At 77.3% G+C, this 17,540-nt stretch carries 10 protein-coding genes; 7 read left to right on the forward strand and 3 right to left on the reverse strand.

Features of this window, described 5'->3' with window-relative positions:
* The first annotated feature begins 50 nt into the window (after positions 1–50).
* A complete protein-coding gene (locus ABT093_RS19520) occupies positions 51–524 on the forward strand; it encodes a hypothetical protein (protein ID WP_350565816.1) in 474 nt (157 codons plus the stop codon).
* Here ABT093_RS19520 and ABT093_RS19525 read toward each other — a convergent pair.
* A complete protein-coding gene (locus ABT093_RS19525) occupies positions 513–3,590 on the reverse strand; it encodes an AfsR/SARP family transcriptional regulator (protein ID WP_350565818.1) in 3,078 nt (1,025 codons plus the stop codon). The two genes, ABT093_RS19520 and ABT093_RS19525, sit on opposite strands and share 12 nt — an antisense overlap.
* A gap of 711 nt (positions 3,591–4,301) precedes the next feature.
* Between ABT093_RS19525 and ABT093_RS19530 the strand changes: the two genes are divergently transcribed.
* Positions 4,302–5,111 carry a hypothetical protein gene (locus tag ABT093_RS19530; RefSeq protein WP_350565820.1) on the forward strand — a complete coding sequence of 270 codons (810 nt, stop codon included), beginning with the start codon at positions 4,302–4,304 and terminating at the stop codon, positions 5,109–5,111.
* A 614-nt stretch (positions 5,112–5,725) separates the two neighbouring features.
* On the opposite strand, the gene ABT093_RS19535 is transcribed toward ABT093_RS19530, so the two are convergent.
* Together ABT093_RS19535 and eccCa are read right to left on the reverse strand one after the other, a co-directional pair.
* Positions 5,726–8,836: a hypothetical protein gene (locus tag ABT093_RS19535; RefSeq protein ID WP_350565821.1), complete on the reverse strand. Its 3,111-nt coding sequence runs from the start codon at positions 8,834–8,836 to the stop codon at positions 5,726–5,728.
* 41 nt (positions 8,837–8,877) lie between these two features.
* On the reverse strand, positions 8,878–12,906 hold the full coding sequence (gene eccCa, locus ABT093_RS19540) for a type VII secretion protein EccCa (protein ID WP_502884263.1): 4,029 nt from the start codon (positions 12,904–12,906) through the stop codon (positions 8,878–8,880).
* A gap of 299 nt (positions 12,907–13,205) precedes the next feature.
* Here eccCa and eccD point away from each other — a divergent pair, with 299 nt between their 5' ends.
* From eccD to ABT093_RS19565, 5 genes are all read left to right on the forward strand, one after another.
* Positions 13,206–14,567, forward strand: coding sequence for a type VII secretion integral membrane protein EccD (eccD, locus tag ABT093_RS19545; protein WP_350565848.1), 1,362 nt, complete (start codon positions 13,206–13,208; stop codon positions 14,565–14,567).
* A gap of 105 nt (positions 14,568–14,672) precedes the next feature.
* A complete protein-coding gene (eccB, locus tag ABT093_RS19550) occupies positions 14,673–16,130 on the forward strand; it encodes a type VII secretion protein EccB (RefSeq protein WP_350565823.1) in 1,458 nt (485 codons plus the stop codon).
* Positions 16,131–16,287: 157 nt separating this feature from the next.
* A complete protein-coding gene (locus ABT093_RS19555) occupies positions 16,288–16,635 on the forward strand; it encodes a hypothetical protein (RefSeq protein WP_350565825.1) in 348 nt (115 codons plus the stop codon).
* A gap of 87 nt (positions 16,636–16,722) precedes the next feature.
* Positions 16,723–17,028: a hypothetical protein gene (locus ABT093_RS19560; RefSeq protein WP_350565827.1), complete on the forward strand. Its 306-nt coding sequence runs from the start codon at positions 16,723–16,725 to the stop codon at positions 17,026–17,028.
* 20 nt (positions 17,029–17,048) lie between these two features.
* A complete protein-coding gene (locus ABT093_RS19565) occupies positions 17,049–17,516 on the forward strand; it encodes a hypothetical protein (RefSeq protein WP_350565829.1) in 468 nt (155 codons plus the stop codon).
* Positions 17,517–17,540: the final 24 nt, after the last annotated feature.

Consider the following 17,540-nt stretch of genomic DNA (forward strand, 5'->3'; position numbering starts at 1 on the left):
GGTGGTGAACACGGAGCGGGGCGGCAGCCGTACTCGTCACCGTGACGGTGATGACCACGGGACGTGGGGCTGGCAAGCTGGCCGCCATGGCGGAAGCGGTGGGCGAGGCAGGGATCCGGGAGCTGGTCGCGGGATGGCTCGCGGCCGAGCGGCCCGGCGAGGAAGGGCGGTCCGGCGACGACGGGTGGTCCGGCGACGACCGGGCCGGCGGCGGGTGGGCGGTGCCCCCGGCCGACGGGGCGGTGGTGGTCGCGGCCGCCCGGCGGCTGGCCGTGGAGGGGCTGGGGCGGCGCGGGCCGCGGACGGCGGTCCCGGACGGGCTGCGGATGATCGCCGAGGCGCTGGTGGTGGACGAGCACCCCTCGGCGGCGCGCTGGACGCCCCTGGAACGCGCGCAGGCGGTGGAGTGGGTGGCGCTGCTGCTGCACCGCTTCGGGGAGGACGGCGTGGCGCTGCTGACGGAGGAACTCGTGGGGGAGCCCGGGGTGGGGGACCCGGTGCCCGAGGAGTCCTCAGCCGGCTAAGGTCGCCAGCCGTTCGTCCAGCGTGCGCACCACCTCGGTGTCGCCGAGCCGGCCGTACAGGCCGCGCGCCGAGCGCAGCGTCCCGACGGCCTCCGCGGGCCGGCCGACCGCCAGCAGGTAGTCGGCGAAGTGCCGTTCGGCCACCGCGAGCAGGTGGACGGTGCCGGCGAGCCGGCAGCGCTCCAGGGTCTCCCGCCAGGCCTGCTCCGCCTCGGCGGAGCGCCCGAGCAGTTGCAGGGCGTGCGCCTCGTTGATCATCGAGGAGAGGTGGAAGACGGCCAGCGGGTGCTCGGCGAGCAGCGCGCGGGCCTCCCGGGCGCGCCGCAGCGCCTGCGCAGGCTCGCCGGCGAGGCCGTACAGGCCGGCGGTGTTGCTGAGCGCGTAGGGGGCGTGCTCGGCATGGCCGTGCGCCTCGGCGAGGGCGATCGCCTGCTCGCCCAGCCGGACCGCCTCGGCCGGCCGGCCGGCGGCCCCCGTGGTCACGGCCAGCACGGTGAGCGCCTGCACCCGGACGGTGTCGCCGGTCCCGGCGGTGCGGTCGACCGCGCGGCGGGCCAGCCGGTGCGCCTCCGCCGTCCGGCCCCGGCCGCTCAGGGCGCGGGCCGTCACGGCCTCCATCGAGGCGACGGCCGCCGGGTCGCCGGTGCGGCCGGCGGCGTCGAGGCCGGTCCGCAGGCAGGCCAGCCGGTCCGCGTGGCGGCCGACGCCGTAATAGAGGCCGTCGGCGCGGTAGGCGAGGCGCCAGGCGCGGTCGGCGTCGCCGTCCCCGGCGGTGGCGGCGACCACGCCCCGGACGGCGGGTTCCTCGGCCTGGAACCAGTCCAGGGTCGAGCGGACGGTGGCGAAGGGCGGGCGCTCGCCGCGGCCGGTGCGACTCGTACGGGTGGCGCCGCTGCCGGGGGCGGGTTGCAGCAGCGCGGCGCCGTGGGCCACCGCCGCGAGGTAGTGGTCGGACAGCGCCGCGGACGCCGCGGTCCGCTCCGCCGCGGGCCGCGCGTCCAGGAGTTCGGCGCCGTACAGCCGGATCAGGTCGCAGCGCCGGTAGCGGCCGGGCGCGGTCTCGGTGAGCAGGTGGTGCGCGGCGAGCGCGTCGAGCGCGTGGCCCGCCTCGGCGGGGTTGGCGCCGAGCAGCGCGGCGGCCGCCGCGACGTCGGTCTCCGTGCCCGGGTGGACGGCGAGCAGGGCCAGTAGGTGTGCCGCGGTGTCCGGAAGGTGCCGGAGCGTCAGGTCCAGGGCGGCCCGCAGGCTGCTGGTGCCCCGGGTGTCCAGGGCGTGCAGCCTGGTCCGCTCGTCGGCGAGTTCGGGCACCAGGTCGGCTATTGCCCAGGCCGGACGGGTCGCCAGCCGGGCGGCGGCGATCCGCAGGGTGAGCGGCAGCCGGCCGCAGAGTTCCGCCAGCCGGTCGGTGGCCTCCGGCTCGGCGGCCACCCGGGGGCGGCCGAGGAGGTGCTCCAGCAGGCGGCGGGCGTCTTCGGCGGGCAGCGGGCCGAGCCGCAGCGGGGCGGCGCCCTCGGTGACGACCAGGTCCTCCAGGCTGCTGCGGCTGGTGATCACGGTCGCGCCGTGCGGACCGGAGGGCAGCAGCTCGGCGAGGCTCCGGGCGTCGCGGACGTTGTCCAGGACCACCAGCAGGCGGCGGTCACGGGTGAGCGACCGGTAGAGCGCGGCCCGGGCCGCCCGCTCGTCGGGCAGTTCGGTCTCCGGGACGCCGAGGGCGAGCAGGAAGCGGCCGAGCACGGCGGCCGGTTCGACGGGCCGGCCGGGGCCGAAGCCGTTGAGGTCGGCGAAGAGCCGCCCGTCCGGGAAGGCGGCGGCCGCTTCGTGGGCCCACCGCACGGCGGTGGCGGTCTTGCCGGTGCCGACCGGGCCGACCAGCAGGCCGATCCCCCCGCCGGGGCGTGACCCCAGCAACTGCTCGCCCAGCCAGTGGAGTTCCGTGTCCCGGCCGACGAACCCGGTGGCCGGGCGGGGGAGCTGGTCGGGAGCGGGACGGGGAGCGGGGGCGCGAGTGGGAACGGGGGCGGCAGCCGGCGTGGGAGTCGGGGTGGGAGCCGGGGCGGGCGCGGGCGGCCGGTTCGCGGCCCGCACGGGCGCGGATCCGGCGGCCGGGGCGGCCAAGCCCCGGACGGTGGACGGACGCGGGGTGGGCTTGCAGCTCAGCGCGGGCATCGGCGCGGGCATCGGCGACGGTGCCCGCGACGGTATCGGTACCGGCGCAGGACGGGCGGCGCCCGGCACGGCGGCCCCGGTGGCCCCTCCCGGGCGGGGGAGGCCGATGACGCGGACGGGGGCCGCGGGCGCCGCGGTGGCCGGCCGCCGCGCCGCCGGCTGCTCGGCGAGCAGGCCGGACACCGCCGACCGCAGCGCGACGCCCGGGCCGACCCCGAGGTCGGCGGCGAGCCGGCGGCGGGTCCGGTGGTAGGCGTTCAGCGCGTCCCACGGGCGTCCGGCCTGGTTCAGACAGAGCACCAGCAGGGCGGCGAGCGGTTCGTTCCAGGGATCGCCCTCCAGCGCGCGGTCGAGCTCGGACACCGCGTCCGTGCCCCGCCCGAGCCGCAGCAGCCGGTCGGCCCAGGCCTCCAGCGCCAGCGCCCGGTCCTTGCGCAGCCGGTCCGCCAGCGCGTCCCTCAGGTCGGTCTCCGGCAGGTCGGCCAGGGCGGTGGGACCGTGCCACAGGTCGAGCGCCCGGCGCAGCATTCCGGCCGCCGCCTCGTCGCCGCCCGGGGCGTCCGCCGCGGCGGCCCGGGCGACCAGCTGCTCGAAGAGCAGCGAGTCCACCGCGTGCTCCGGACCGTCCAGCCGGTAGCCCGGCGGACGGGTGGTCAGGACGAGCTCCGAGCCCGCGATCAGCTTGCGCAGTGCGGCGATGTGGCCCTGCAGCGCGGCCCGGGCCCGGGCCGGGGGCGTCTCCCCCCAGAGCAGTTCGAAGAACCGCCCGACCGGGACGGTGCGGCCGAGTTCGAGCGCCAGCAGGGCGAGCGTGGCGCGCCGCTTGGCGGCGGCGGGCTCGACGGACCGGCCGTCGGCGGTCCGCAGTTCCACCGGGCCCAGCAGCCGAACGAACACGGATCCTCCCTGGTGAGAGCGGGTGGACGAGGGTCTCCGTCCCTGTGCGGGGCGCAGTCTAGCCACGGCCGGGGTGCGTTTCGTGACGTTCGGTGCGCGGTTGGGGAAATGGCGTGGTTCGGACCGTTCGGGGGGTTGACGGGAGCCGGTTCGCCGGGCTCGCGGCGACGGTCGGCCGGCGCTCCCCCGATGGTCATGGACGCGGCAGGAGGGCGGTCGGGTTGCGACGGCGGCCGCAGTGGTGCTGGCGGGGCGGTGTCTTCCGGGTGCAAACCAGGCCCGGTTTCCGGGCGGTGCCGGGCAGCGGTGCGGGACCGGAGCGGACCGTGCGGCAGGTGGGGCGCACGGGCCGGCTGACGACCGGGGGACGGTACCGGCTGGGACCAAGGTCCTGGCGCGGGCCGCTCCTCCGGTGCACCGTGCGTGCGCGGCGGTTCGGGAGGTGTGCGCGATGGGGAGGCCGGGCCTGCCCGAAGGGGAAAGCGGCGCGGGCCGCGCCGGCCCGTCGAACAGGACCCCGGTGCCGTCCGGGAACGGCCGTCACGGGTGTTCAACGGACGGGCGGCGGCGACGGGTTCACGGGCCGGCGACCGCGGGGCGGGAAGCCGGGGCGGACCGGCGGCGGGTGAACCCGGGGCTCCGGACGCGCCGTCGACCAGGGTGGCGGGGCTGTGGCGGTTCCGCGGGCTCCGACCGCCGGAAAGGGCGATCATGCTGCGAATGAACGGGCCGCTGCGGATCACGGTCCTCGACAAGGACGCCTACTACGAGCAGCGCGTGGTGGTGCGCGCACCGTACGGCACGTTCGTCCTGGAGGGGCGGATCGGGGCCTCGCTGGACGTGCGGGCGGACGAGTGGGAGATGGAACTGCAGCACTGCGTGCCCGGCGTCGGATGGCGCCCCAACGTCCGGGTGCTGCCCTACCCGTGGCAGACCTCGCGGAGCGGGGTGCGCAGCCGGATCGTGCGCAGCAAGGACTGCGACTGGCCGAACGGCGACCCCACCGAGCGCAACCTCATCCTGCGGCTGTCCGGGACGGTCGCCGAGCGTCCGGGCGAGGCGGCGTCCCCCACCGAGGGGCTCGGCCCGGCCACCCGCGGCGGGATACGGACCAGCGGCGGCGAGGCCCCCGCCGTGCTCCGGGGGACCGTGGGCGGCCAGGAGGCCGCAGCCGTCCCGGCGGTGCCCGCCGTGCCGGTGACCGGCGTGCCCGTCGCCGGAACGGCCGTTCCGGGTGTCCCCGGGTACGCCGGGACGCCCGCCCGGGCCGGGGCCCCCGCGTACGGCGTACCCGCGTACGGCGCGGGCGCGGCTCCCGGCATGGCGGTGCCGGTGGGCCCGGTCCAGGTGCCGGCGGCCCGGACCGGGCACTACGTGGCAGCCGTCCCGACGGAGGCGGCCCGGGTGACGCCGGCGCAGCCACTGACCGCCCCCGCCGTGACCGCCGCCCCGGTCACCCCACCCGCTCCGGCGGTCCCGCCCCTGACGGCCGGATCCGAGGGCTGGGCGAGGGGCTGGTAGACCGGCCCACGGGAGCGTGCGGCTGGGGCGTCCGGCTGCTTCCCCGGGCCGTCGAGGTCGAGGCCGGGAGTCGGTGGCCCGCCCGTCGCTCAGTCCGTTTCGGCGGTCCCGTCGGGGGTGGCGGGGGCCGAGGGTTCGGGTGGGGCCGGCCCGGCCGCGGCCCTGGGCACGGGTGTGTGGTGCTCGGGGCCGGGACCCGGCTGGGATGCGGGGGGCGTGGCGGTCGGGCGTCTGGCTGGTTCCCGGGGCCGTCGAGTTTGTTGCCGGGGGAGTCGGCGGCCGTTGGCAGCCCTCGCGGTGACCCCCGGCCCGCCCGGTTGCTCCGTCCGCTTCGGTGCTCCCGCCTGTGGCGGCTCGATCGTGGCCCTGGGTGCCGGTGCGCGGTGCCCGGGGCCGTGTCGTGTCCCGGGCCGCCCACGGGATGGTGGCGGTGAGGGTGTGGCTGGGGCGTCCGGTTGGTTCCCGGGGCTGTCGAGGTCGGCGCTGGGGGTGAGGTGGGAGCTGGGCGTCGGCGGCCCTCGCCGTGGCCGCGTGCCCGCCCGGTCGGTCTGTCCGTTTCGGCCGTCCCGCCGGTGGTGGCGGGATCCGAGGGTTGGGGCGCGGGGGCGTGGTGGTCAGGCGTCCGGCTGGGTCCCGGGGCTGTCGAGATCGACGCCGGGGGTGAGGTGGAAGCGGGCGGGGGAGTCGGCGCGGGGGCGTTCGGCCGGGGGCATGGCGGCGCGCCGTTCGAGCCAGGAGCGGAGGCGGGAGAGGGCGTTGCGGTTGCGCTCGGAGGGGTCGCCGCCCGACTCGCGCAGCAGGACGCAGGCCGGCCGGTCGCCGTCGGCGGTCACCAGGCCGACGACGGTGAACGCCGTTCCCGGCGGGAAGACCGCCTGGGCCGGGCCGTCGCCGCCGGAGTCGAAGACCGAGGTGCGCCGGCCGGTGGCCGACCAGACGAGGAACTCCACGGAGGATCCCGGGAGTTCGGCTCCGGGTGCGGTGAGTCCGGAGAGCGGTGCGGGCTCGCGGAACTGCCGGCCGGTCGGGTAGTGGGCGAGGACGGACTCCGGGTCCGGCCCGGCGGCGGTGCCGAGCAGGACGGCGCCGTGGTGGCTCGGCAGCCGGCGCAGACCGGAGCCGAGGCACCGCAGGAACGGCAGCAGCTCCGGATCCCCCGAGCGCGCGGCGGCCACCAGGGCGGCCCGGGTCGCGGGCACGCCGGTGTCGGTGTGGTGGAGCAGGACGGCGGCCAGGTCGGGCTTGAAGTCGTCCTGGGAGGTGGACCGCAGCCCCGGGAGCCGGGTGGCGAGCTGGTCCAGCCGGCCGGTGCAGCGGTGGTAGTGGTCACCGAGCAGCGTGCGGACGGCGTCGCGCTCGGCGGCGCTGCTGGTGGTGACCGGGGCGGGGGAGTCGTCGAGGCCGAAGTAGCGGGCCTGCGGGCTCCGCGGGGGCGGGCCGGACGGCTCGTCACCGGCCGAGGGGGCGGAGCGGGGCTCCTCGACGGGGTCGGGGCCCGCCGGTTCCTCCGGTACGGAGGGAACAGGCGGGGCGGAGGGAACGGACGGGGCGGACGGCTCCTGCGGCAGCTCGCCGTTCTCCGGCTCGGTCGGGGCCTCGACCGGGGGAACCGGGGGGACCTCGGGGGTGCGGAACGGCGGGCGCGCGCCGCCGCCGGCCGGACCGGCCCCGGCGACGGCGGTGCCGCCCACCGCCGCGGGCGGGGCACCCGCCTCGCCGCCGACGGGCGGCACCCGGCGCGGCGGCGCGGCGGCCCCGGCGGCGCTGCCGCCGGCCGGGCCGGCGGTGGCCCGGACGGGCGTGGGCATCGAGACCGGCCGAGGCTCCGGCTCCGGCTCCGGCGCGGGAGCAGGGGCGGGAGCGGGAGCGGGGGCGGGCTCGGGCTCCGGCACCGGCTCGGCCACCGGCGGCACCTGATGGCGCGCCGGCGGTTCGGTCCGGGGCGCGACGTCGCCCTCGCCCCCGGCCTCCGGCACGGGCGGCACCCGGTGACGGGCCGGGAGTTCGGCGGCGCCCTCGGGCCGGGCGGCCGGCCCGAGCGCGGGCGGGGCCCCCGCCGCCGCGAGGGCCGGACCCGCCGCCGGACGCCGCGGGGCACCCGCGCGCTGCCCGGCGCCCGCGCGCCCGATCCCGTACGACACCGCCGCCACGGCCGGCGGCCCGTTCAGCGGCTGCTCCGCGCCGAGCCACTCCAGCTCGTGCATCCGCGCGACGAAGCGCCCGACGCGTTCGGCGGCCGGTTCGAGCAGTCCGTGCACCAGCAGGCCGAACCCTTCGGCGCCCGCCGACGGGAGCCGGTCGAGCAGGCTGCCGAGCTCCTCGAAGGCGTCGGCCGGCACCGGCCGGTCGCGCTCCCCGACGATCAGCAGCGGGCGGGCCGCCTCCGGGCGCCGGAAGCGCGGGGTGAGCACGTGCGGGGGTTCGGGGCGCAGCCAGAGCCCGGCCGGGACGGCCTCCAGCGCCCAGTACGGGAACGCCCGGAAGACGGCGGGCCCGTCGGTCCGCCAGTCGGCGCCGCCGTTGCGCCAGGCGGCGGGGGTGGTGGGGCAGCCGGGGGCGGTGGACAGGCGCAGCAGGAACGGCTCCCAGCCGGCCCGGCCGCCGCCGTCCAGGACCCGCGAGGTGGGGCCGCCGGGGCCGAGTACGGGCAGGCCGATCGCGGCCTGCACCGGCCGGGCCGTGCGGGCGGCCAGCGCGCCGGTGAGCGCGGCGAGCTGGTCGGGGGCCGCCCAGGGGGCGCTGACCAGGGGCCGGTCGGTGCCGAGCGGCAGGGAGAGCACGGCCTCGGTGAAGTCCTCGGGCAGCAGGACCGGCCGGGCCGGGGTGCCGATCAGGACCACGGCGTTGCCGGGCGGCGCGGCGGCCAGCCGCAGGTCGGGCAGCGGGGCGGTGGACGGGTCGGCCGGGTCGGTGAGCCAGAAGCCGGTGGGCAGCCGCAGCACCCGCACGGCGTCGGCCCGGCCACCGGCGGCCGGAGCGGGCGCGGCGACGGGAGCGGCGACGCGAGCAGCGGAGGACGCACCGTCCAGCCCGGCGCGCGGCGTCTCGACGGAGGCCGCGGCGCCGATCGTGTCGTTGATCCGGCGCGGCGCCTCGCCCGGTTCGCACCGCCACCAGGAGGACGCCTCGACCGCGCCCGCCGGGTCGGTGACCTTGAGGTTGCCGCCGGGCGTGATCTCCACCAGGCCGTCCGGCGCGACCACGGGCACCCCGGCCCGCTCGGCGACGACCTCGGCGGGGCGCCGCCCGTTGGGCGCGAGGGCGGCCAGCCCGGAGGCGGCGAGCACCAGGTGGGCCGCGCCCCGGGCGCGGGCGATCACCCCGAGGTCGGCCATCCGGTCGCGCAGCACCTTCGCCGAGTCGGGCGCGGCGGCGATCACCACCACGGCGTCCGGGACCGGCCGCAGGGCGCCGATCGCCGCCGACAGCTCGTCCTCGCGGGCGGTGGACGCGGCGATCACGAAGTGCGGGCCGACCGCGCGGAGCACCGACGGCCCGGGGCCGGCCGCCGCCGGCGGCCCTGGTGCGGGGGCCGGCCGGGTGGCCGGCAGCGCGGGCCGCACCGGCTCGCGGACGGGCGCGGGCAGCGCCGTGGGCGCGGGCGCGGCGGCGGTGTCCCCGGCGGGCAGGGCGCGCTGCGGCCCGCGCCGGAAGCCGAAGCGGCGGCGGGGCTCGGCCGGGGGCGCGGGCTCGTCGGAGCGCGCACCGGTGCGGGAAAGGCTCATCGTCCTGGACTACGGCCCCCGCCGCGCCCCCGGTTCACCGCTCACCCCGGCCCGTCCTGCCCCTCGGTCTCCCCGGGCTCCGCCATCAGGGCGGTCTGCAGCTGCACCGTGCGGCGGCGGCTGATGTGCAGGGCGCGGCCCGGCGGCAGCTCACGCGGTTTGGTGCTGCCGAACAGCGTGCCCTCGCTGGGCGGGCAGGACAGCAGCACCACCGGGGTGTTGACGCTCTGGAGCCGTTGCAGCACCGGGTCGGAGTAGGTGCGCCCGATGCCGTTGGCGGCGCGCGCCACGATCAGGTGCAGGCCGAGCTCGGTGCCCTGGGCGAGGTGGGTGAGCAGCGGTTCGAACGGGTGCGGCATCGCCCCCGGGACGAGGTCGAGGTCGTCGACGATCACGAACAGCTCGGGGCCCGTCCACCAGTCGCGCAGCCGCAGCCGGGCCGGACTGATGTCCTCGCCGGGTACCCGCGCCTCCATCGCCCGGGCCGCGCCGTTGACGATCTGCTTGACCACGTCGACCGAGACGGCGTAGCCGAGCCGGTACTCCTCCGGCAGGCTCTCGTAGAGGCCGCGCCGGAAGTCGATCAGCATGATGCGGGCCTGGTCCGGGGTGTACGCCGTGGTGATGGCCTTGATCATCAGCTTCAGCAGATTGGTCTTGCCGCTCTCGGAGTCGCCGACCACCAGAAGGTGCGGGGTCTCCTCGAAGTCGTGCCACAGCGGCGCGATGGCGCTGTCCTCCAGGCCGAGCGGCACCCGCAGCCGGCCCTCGGGGGCGGGCAGGCCGGCGGCGTCGAGCAGCAGCGGCAGCATCCGGACCTCGGGAGCGCGCGGGCCGGTCCAGTGCTCGTTGACCGCGTCGACCAGGTCGGCGACGCCGTCGGAGAGGTCCTCGGTGCCGCCCTCGCCGTCGATCCGGGGCAGGGCGGTGAGGAAGTGCAGCCGCTCCTCGGTGAGGCCGCGGCCGGGGAGCCGGGGAACGGTCGCGGCCGCCCGCATGTTGATCATCGAGTCGATGGAGTCGCCGAGCCGCAGCTCGAAGCGGGACCCCAGCTGGTCGCGCAGACCGCCGAGGATCTCGCCCCAGCGGTTGGCGGCCAGCACCAGGTGCACGCCGTAGTTGAGGCCCCGTCCGGCGATCAGGGTGAAGACCGGCAGGATGTCCGAGAACTCCTGGCGGACGGTGTTCCAGCCGTCGACGACCAGGAAGACGTCGCCGTGCCGCTCGTCCGCCAGCTCGGGGTCCCCGGCCGCCCGGCGGCGCCGGAAGGTGGCCATCGAGTCGATGCCCAGCCGGGCGAAGCTCTGCTCGCGCCGGCTGATCACGCCGGTGACCTCGGCGAGGGTGCGGCCGATCCGCTCCGGGTCGTGCCGGCCGGTGACGCCGCCGACGTGCGGCAGCCCGCGCAGCGAGGACAGCGTTCCACCGCCGAAGTCCAGGCAGTAGAACTGCACCTCCTGCGGCGTGTGGGTGAGCGCCAGCCCGGTCATCAGCGCGCGCAGCAGGTTGCTCTTGCCGCTCTGCGGACCGCCGGCGATGCCGACGTGGCCGCCCGCGCCCGACAGGTCGGCGACGAGGAGCTCGCGCATCTGCTGGAACGGGCGGTCCACCACGCCGATCGGTACGGCGAGGCCGCCCCGGCCGGACCAGCCCTCCGGGGTGAGGCCGTACCGGGGGTCCGGGGCGAGCGGCGGCAGCAGCTCGTCCAGCGTCGGCGGGACCTCCAGCGGCGGCAGCCAGACCCGGTGCGCCGGGGGGCCGGCGTCCAGCAGCCGCTCGGCGGCCAGCTCCAGGAGCGTGACGGTGGTCTCCTCCTCGACGGTCTCCTCCTCGACCACCACCGGGTCGGGCCGGTGCGGCGCCACGTAGGCGGTGCCGTAGGGCACCACCTGCCCGGCCGCCGCGGCCTGCCGGGCGGCGCCGCGCCGCCGCCGGTAGGGGCCGGAGACGTACGAGGCCTTGAACCGGGTGAGCGTGGCGATGTCGCTGCGCAGGATGCCGTTGCCGGGCTGGGAGGGCAGCTGGTAGGCGTCGGGCACGCCGAGCACGCCGCGGCTCTCCATGGCGGAGAAGGTGCGCAGGCCGATCCGGTACGACAGATGGGACTCCAGGGCGTGCATCCGGCCCTCGTCCAGCCGCTGCGAGGCGAGCAGCAGGTGGACGCCGAGCGAGCGGCCGAGCCGGCCGATCATGATGAAGAGCTCCATGAAGTCCCGGTGGGCCGACAGGAGTTCGCTGAACTCGTCGACCACCACGAAGAGCGTCGGCAGCGGGTCGAGCCGGGTGCCGGCCGCCCGGGCGGTCTCGTAGTCCAGCAGGGAGCTGTAGTTGCCCGCGGCCCGCAACAGCTCCTGGCGGCGGGTCATCTCGCCGTGCAGCGCGTCGCGCATCCGGTCGACCAGCGCGGCCTCGTCGGCCAGGTTGGTGATCACCGCCGAGGTGTGCGGCAGCCGGTCCAGGCCGAGGAAGGTCGCGCCGCCCTTGAAGTCCACCAGCACGAAGTTGAGGATCTCGGAGGAGTGGGTGAGCGCGAGCGCCAGCACCAGGGTGCGCAGCAGCTCGGACTTGCCGGAGCCGGTCGCGCCGATCAGCATGCCGTGCGGGCCCATGCCGCCCTGCGCCGACTCCTTGAGGTCGAGGTCGACCGGACGGCCGTCGGCGCCCAGACCGAGCGGGACGCGCAGCCGCTGGTGGCGCGGCCGGTCGGCCCAGGCGCGGCGTACGTCGTGCCGGTGCAGGTCGCCGATGCCCAGCAGGGCGGTGAGGTCGAAGTCGGTGTTGAGCGGCTCGGCGGTGTCCACCGCGTCGCCCAGCCGGTAGGGCGCCATCAGGGTCGCGTAGCGGCGGGCCGCCTCCAGCGGGAGCGTGTCCGGCCGTCCGAGCGCGGTGATCTCGTCGTTGCGGTTGCGGTCGGCGCCGACCAGGTCGAGCCGGTCGTCCGTGATCCGCAGGCGCAGCCGGTACTTGTTGTGCTTCCACTCCAGGGCGTCGCCGAGGTCCAGCAGGACGGCGTTGCGGTAGCCGGCCAGGGCGGCCCGGCCGCCGGAGGAGATCCGGACGCCGTCCAGCACGACCACCGTGAACGGCTCGTCCGGGGCGGGCTGCGACTCGGGCTCGTAGGGCGGGCGCTCCCCGAACTCCGGGCCCAGCAACTGCTCCAGTTCCACCAGGGATCCCGCCACCAGGCGCACCGGTCCGGCGCCGTCCGCCTCGGTCGGGTGCAGCGCGTGCGGCAGCCACTTGAGCCAGTCCCAGTCCGCCTGCCGGTCGGGCGCGACGGCGGCGGCGATCCGCAGCTCGTCCGGGGCGTGGAAGAAGGCCAGCTGGGCGAGCATCGCCCGGACCAGGCCGCGGGCCGGCTCCTGGTCCGGCGCCGGAACGGGTTCCTCGCCGTCGGCCTCCGCGGCGGCGCAGCGGATCAGGACCTGCGCGTAGCCCCGGACGTGGACCGCCATCGGCTGGTCGGCGATCGAACCGTAGGCGTGGATGAAGCGGCGCAGCGCGTGCGCGCAGAGCGGTTCGAGGTCCTCCACCGGCTTGGTGGCCAGCGGGGCCAGCCGGACGGCGAGGCGCTGCGGGCCGGTGGCGATCCGCACGTCGCCGAAGTCCGGGTGGGCCGAGCGCCGCTCCCACAGCCGGGAGGTGCGCACCAGCGAGGCGAGCGCGTCCGGCGCGGGGTGGCGCCAGGCCAGCGCCAGCCGCTGGCGCACGATGTTCCGGCGGACCTGACGGCGCATCTGGGACAGGTACCGCAGGTAGTCGCGGCGCTCGCCGCGCAGCTGCCGCTTGCGGTCGCCGGAGGCGCGGATCAGCTGGGTGACCAGCATGCCGACCGCGGACAGGCCCATCATGCCCATCGCCACGTACTGCAGCGGGCCGCTGCCGCCGTTCGGGTTGAGGAAGATCATCACCATCGACAGCGAGCTCAGCGCCATCGGGGCCATCATCAGCATCTGCGAGACGCCGCTCTGCGGCTCCGGCAGACCGGGCGGCTCCTGCAGCTGGATCTCGCCGTCCGGCATCTCCGGTCCGGGGCGCCGGGGCGGACGGTCGACCAGGACCACGCTCAACAGGACTCTCCTCCCGCCGCGCGCGCGGCGACTCGCTCCACTGCGGCCGGCCGCGCCGGGACACCGACCGCGCCGGGTCGGCGGATCCGGCCGGACGACGGACCGGGGCCGCACCCTGGCCAACGGCCGGTGCGCCCCGCGCGGTTCACCCCGCCCGGCGCGGGGAGGCCCGGCCCCGGCGCCGCGGTGAACCGCCGGGCCCCCGCCGCCCGTAGTCGCCGGTGGGGACCGGAAGGGCCGCCGGTGCCCAGCCGGACCGGCCCGGGGCGAGCGAGAGGGCGCGACAGGTGAGCGGTGCAGTGGCGGCGACCGGGTTGTGCAGACTGAGGTTCCGCGCACCCGATTCCGCGTTCGAACTCGCCGTGCCCGGCGACATCGTGCTCGCGGACCTGCTCCCGACGGTGCTCGGCTACGCGGGCCCCGGCGTCGAGGAGAACGGCGTCGAGCACGACGGCTGGGTGCTCCAGCGGGCCGGCGGCGAGCCGCTGGACGAGGAGCAGACCCTGGAGTCGCTGGGCGTCAAGGACGGCGAGGAACTCCACCTGCGCCCGCGCCGGGCAGCCCTGCCCGAGGTGCACTTCGACGACCTGGTGGACGGCGTGCGCAGCGGCATGGTCGCCCGCGGCGACACCTGGCGCCCCGCCGTCACCCACCACCTCGCCCTCGTGCTCACCCTGGTGGCGCTCGCGGTCGGCCTCTTCCTGCTCGCCCTGCCCGGCGAGGGGGACCTCCGCTGGGCGTGCGCCGCCGCCGCGGCCGTGCTGCTGCTCGGCGGTGCCACCGCGGCCGGCCGCGCGGTCGGCGACGCCCCGGCCGCCACCGCGCTCGGCGCGGCCGGGGTGGCCCACGCGGCCGCCGCCGCGGCGTTGCTGCCCGGCCTCGACGGGGCCACCCGGCTGCTGGCCGGCGGCTCCGCCGCGGTCGGCGCGGCAGCCGTGGCGCTGGCCGTGGCGGGCGGCGGGGCGTTCTTCCCCGGCCTGCTGGTGACCGCCGGGTTCGCGCTGTTCGCCGGGGCGCTGGCCGCCGCGGGCGTCCAGGCGGCCGGGATCGCCGCGCTGGGCGCCGCCGGCGCGGTGGTGCTGGGCGCCTTCGTCCCCGGCCTGTCGTTCAAGCTGGCCGGTCTGCGGCTGCCCGCCCTGCCGCGGAACTCCGACGAACTCCAGGAGGAGATCGAGCCGTTCCCGGCCGAGGACGTGCTCTCCCGCAGCGCGGTCGCCGACCACTACCTCGCGGCCTTCCTGACCGCCCTCGGCGGGGTCTGCGCGGTTGCGCTGGTCGCCCTCGCCTGGTCCCGGCACACCGGCTGGGGCGCCCCGGCCACGGCCGTCGACCTGTCCCTGCTGCTGCTCCTGCACGCCCGTGACATCGGCGGCATCCGGCAGCGGCTCGCCGTGCTGCTGCCGGGCGTCCTCGGCCTGACGCTGCTGGCGGTGCGGTTCGGCCTGGACGGCGGCCCGGTGGCCCGGCTGGTGCTGTTCGCGGTGCTGCTGCTCCTCGCGACCGGGCTCGCCGTCGTCGCCTGGACGATCCCGGGCCGCCGGCTGCTGCCGTACTGGGGCCGGGCCGGCGACATGGCGCACACCCTGGCCGCCATCGCCCTGCTGCCGCTCGCCCTCCAGGTGCTCGGCTTCTACCGGACCATGCGGGGGATGGGCGGCTGACCCGCCGTCCGGCCCCGGCCCGCCGCCGGACCCGCCCGGACCCGCCCGGACCGGACGGGCCGCCCCGCAGGTCCGGATCCCACGAACCGCAGGAGGACCAACCCGATGCAGTCCCGCCGTGACCAGGTGCAGGCCCACCTCTTCGTCATGGGCCGGGTCGCCGCCGGCGTGCTGCGGGCCGAGCCCGACGCCCCCGACACCCCGATCGGCCGGACCAACCGAGGTGTCGCGATCGGCATCGCGCTCGCCCTGCTCGGCGGCCTCGGCGCCGGCGTCTACGGGCTGGTCAGGCCCGGTGGCGCGGTGGGCTGGCGGAAGCCCGGCACCGTGGTCGTCGTCAAGGAGACCGGGACGCGCTACCTCTACGCCGGCGGGCTGCTCCACCCGGTGCTCAACCAGGCCAGCGCCAAGCTGCTCGCGGGCGACCAGCTGATCGTCGACGAGGTGTCCCGCAACTCGCTGGAGGGCGCCCCGCGCGGCGGCCCGGTCGGGATCGTCGGCGCCCCCGACGGGCTGCCCGCGCCCACCGCCCTGGACCGCTCCGACTGGCTGGCCTGCACCGTGCAGACCGCCGCCGCGGGCAGCAAGCCCGCGCCGCTGCTGGCGCTCGCCGTCGGCGGCGCGAGCGGCGGCGGCTCCGCCGGGGACCGGGCCGCGTTGGTCGCCGGACCGGACGGCGCCCCGCAACTGCTCTGGCACGGACGCCGCTACGCGCTGGGCGTCGCGGCGGGCGCGGTGCGCGCCCTCGGCTACCAGAACGCGGCGCCGGTACCGGTGACCGCGGCCTTCCTGGAGACCTTCGCGGTGGGCCCGGACCTGCGCGGCCCGGAACTGCCCGGCCGGGGCACCGCCGGGCCCGACCTCGCAGGCCGGCCGACCCGGGTCGGGCAGCTGTTCGCGGGCGCCGGCGAGGACCGCTACCTGCTCACCGCGCAGGGCCTCGCCCAGGTCGGACCCACCGTGCTCGCCCTCGTCCAGGGCGACCCGCGCACCCAGGTGGAGGCGTACGCCAACGGCCCGGTGACCGTCGGCGAGGTCGGCGCCGCCGACCTCGCGGCCCACTCCGCGCCCGCCGCCGCGGCGGCCGAGCTGATCCCCTCGGGACTGCCCGAACGGCCCCCCGCGCTGCTCACTCCGGCCCCCGGGCAGGCCCTCTGCGCGGGCCTGCCCGCGAGCGGCCCCGGCGCCGGGAGCGGCGAGGTGGACCTGCGGGTGCCGGACGCCGCGAAGGTGCTCGGCCTGCCCCCGGTGGCCGAGCCGGGCGTCGTGCCCAGTTGCACCCCGGCGGACCGGATCACCGTCCGGCCCGGCGGCGGGGCGCTGGTGCGCGCCCTCTCCGGCTCCGGCCAGGGCAGCACGATGTACCTGGTCACCGAGAACGGCGTGCGCTACCCGCTGGCCCCGGCCGCCGCCGAGCGGCTGGGCTACGCCGGGGCCGCCCCGGTGGCCGTCCCGAGCCGGCTGCTCGCGCTGCTGCCGGCCGGTCCGAGCCTCGATCCGGCGGCCCTGGCCGGGGGCGCCCTGGTGCAGCCGGCCGGCACCGAGGGCAAGTGCGCCCGCTGACCGCCCGGCAGTCCGGCGGCGCCGCGACGGGAGTCGGATCCGGGTGAACCGGGCCGGACTCCCTCGCCGTTCAGTCTGGCGGACCGCCGTGACGCCCCCGGCCGGTCCGGCCGCCGGGAACGGCGGGGGAGACGGGGCGCGGGAGAGAGGGAGTGCCATGGCGACGCCGACGACGAGGACGGAAGCCTCGGTCATCCGGACCGTGAAGGGCACCGTCGAGAAGCAGTTCAACACGATGAAGGCGATCGACGCCAACATCGAGAAGAGCATCCAGGAGCTGGAGCGGGACTTCCAGGCCACCTCCAGCGACATCTTCCAGCGGAAGATCGCGGACTGGCGGCTCAAGTACAAGGAGCTGGCGGCCAAGTACGACCTCTTCCACAGCCAGCTGGAGCAGGGCGAGCGCACCATCGGCAGCGGCCAGGACATGTCGAACACCATCGCCAACCGCATCGGCGGCGGCGGTGGCAGCGAGATCGAGGACGTCCTCGGCGGCAAGAAGTAACCGGCCTCCTGCGGAGCGCCCCCCCAGACACCCCCCGGTCCGGGCACAGGGCCCGGCCGACCTCCACCAGACTAGGAGTGGTTCCCCATGGTGACTGCCCAGGATTCGCTGTTCGTCAACCACGCCGGCGTGCAGGACGCGATCGACTACCTGCGCAACGAAGGCCACGCGATGGAGGCCGCGATGCTGGAGACCAAGAGCATCCTCGAACAGCACATCGGCACCGACCTCCAGGGTGCCTACGCCGAGGCCGCCAGGACCTTCGCCACCGAGCTGGGCCAGCTCGACTCGGCGATGATCCGCGACATCGACGAGGCCACCAAGGCCCTCGCCGACATGCACCACGTCCTGTGGGAGGCCGACAACCACGCCGGCCAGGGCATCGGCGCCTGACGGACGAGGAGGACCGACCGATGGCGAAGAACGAGGGCGGGTCCGGCGGCAGTCCCGTCACGGAGCTGACCGAGGGCTGGCTGCAGCAGTTCACCAACGAGGAGATCCAGGCCTACATCGACGGCATCGCGACCAACCCGTTCGTGCTGAACATGGGCTACTACGCCAACGGGACCGGCACCCTCACCAGCTCCGTGGGCACGGACGGGAAGCCGGTGACCGGGAACAGCGCGGAGCTGCGGATCGGGACGCCCGGCAACGCCGGCAAGTCCATCACCGAGGTGACGGCGAGCTTCAAGGCCTACTTCGGCGCCGTGGACGGCGGCTTCCAGAAGATCGGCACCCAGCTGAAGAACATGAAGGGCGACCTCCTGGACGCCGATCTGATCCTCCAGACCGGCAAGGAAGAGGCCCTCACGGTGGCGCAGCTGATGTTCCTCCTGGGCAATGTCGTGCCCGGGGGCGGCAGCAGCACCACCACGACCTGACCCGCGTCACCGCACGCAGGAGCG

It is taken from the genome of Kitasatospora sp. NPDC002551, assembly GCF_040296005.1.
Classification (GTDB): domain Bacteria; phylum Actinomycetota; class Actinomycetes; order Streptomycetales; family Streptomycetaceae; genus Kitasatospora.

Excerpts from the sequence above, each read along its gene's own strand:
- ABT093_RS19520 (WP_350565816.1), top strand. The coding sequence starts at position 51 with ATGACCACGGGACGTGGGGCTGGCAAGCTGGCCGCCATGGCGGAAGCG.
- ABT093_RS19530 (WP_350565820.1), top strand. The coding sequence starts at position 4,302 with ATGCTGCGAATGAACGGGCCGCTGCGGATCACGGTCCTCGACAAGGAC.
- ABT093_RS19535 (WP_350565821.1), bottom strand. The coding sequence starts at position 8,836 with ATGAGCCTTTCCCGCACCGGTGCGCGCTCCGACGAGCCCGCGCCCCCG.
- eccB (WP_350565823.1), top strand. The coding sequence starts at position 14,673 with ATGCAGTCCCGCCGTGACCAGGTGCAGGCCCACCTCTTCGTCATGGGC.
- ABT093_RS19555 (WP_350565825.1), top strand. The coding sequence starts at position 16,288 with ATGGCGACGCCGACGACGAGGACGGAAGCCTCGGTCATCCGGACCGTG.
- ABT093_RS19560 (WP_350565827.1), top strand. The coding sequence starts at position 16,723 with ATGGTGACTGCCCAGGATTCGCTGTTCGTCAACCACGCCGGCGTGCAG.
- ABT093_RS19565 (WP_350565829.1), top strand. The coding sequence starts at position 17,049 with ATGGCGAAGAACGAGGGCGGGTCCGGCGGCAGTCCCGTCACGGAGCTG.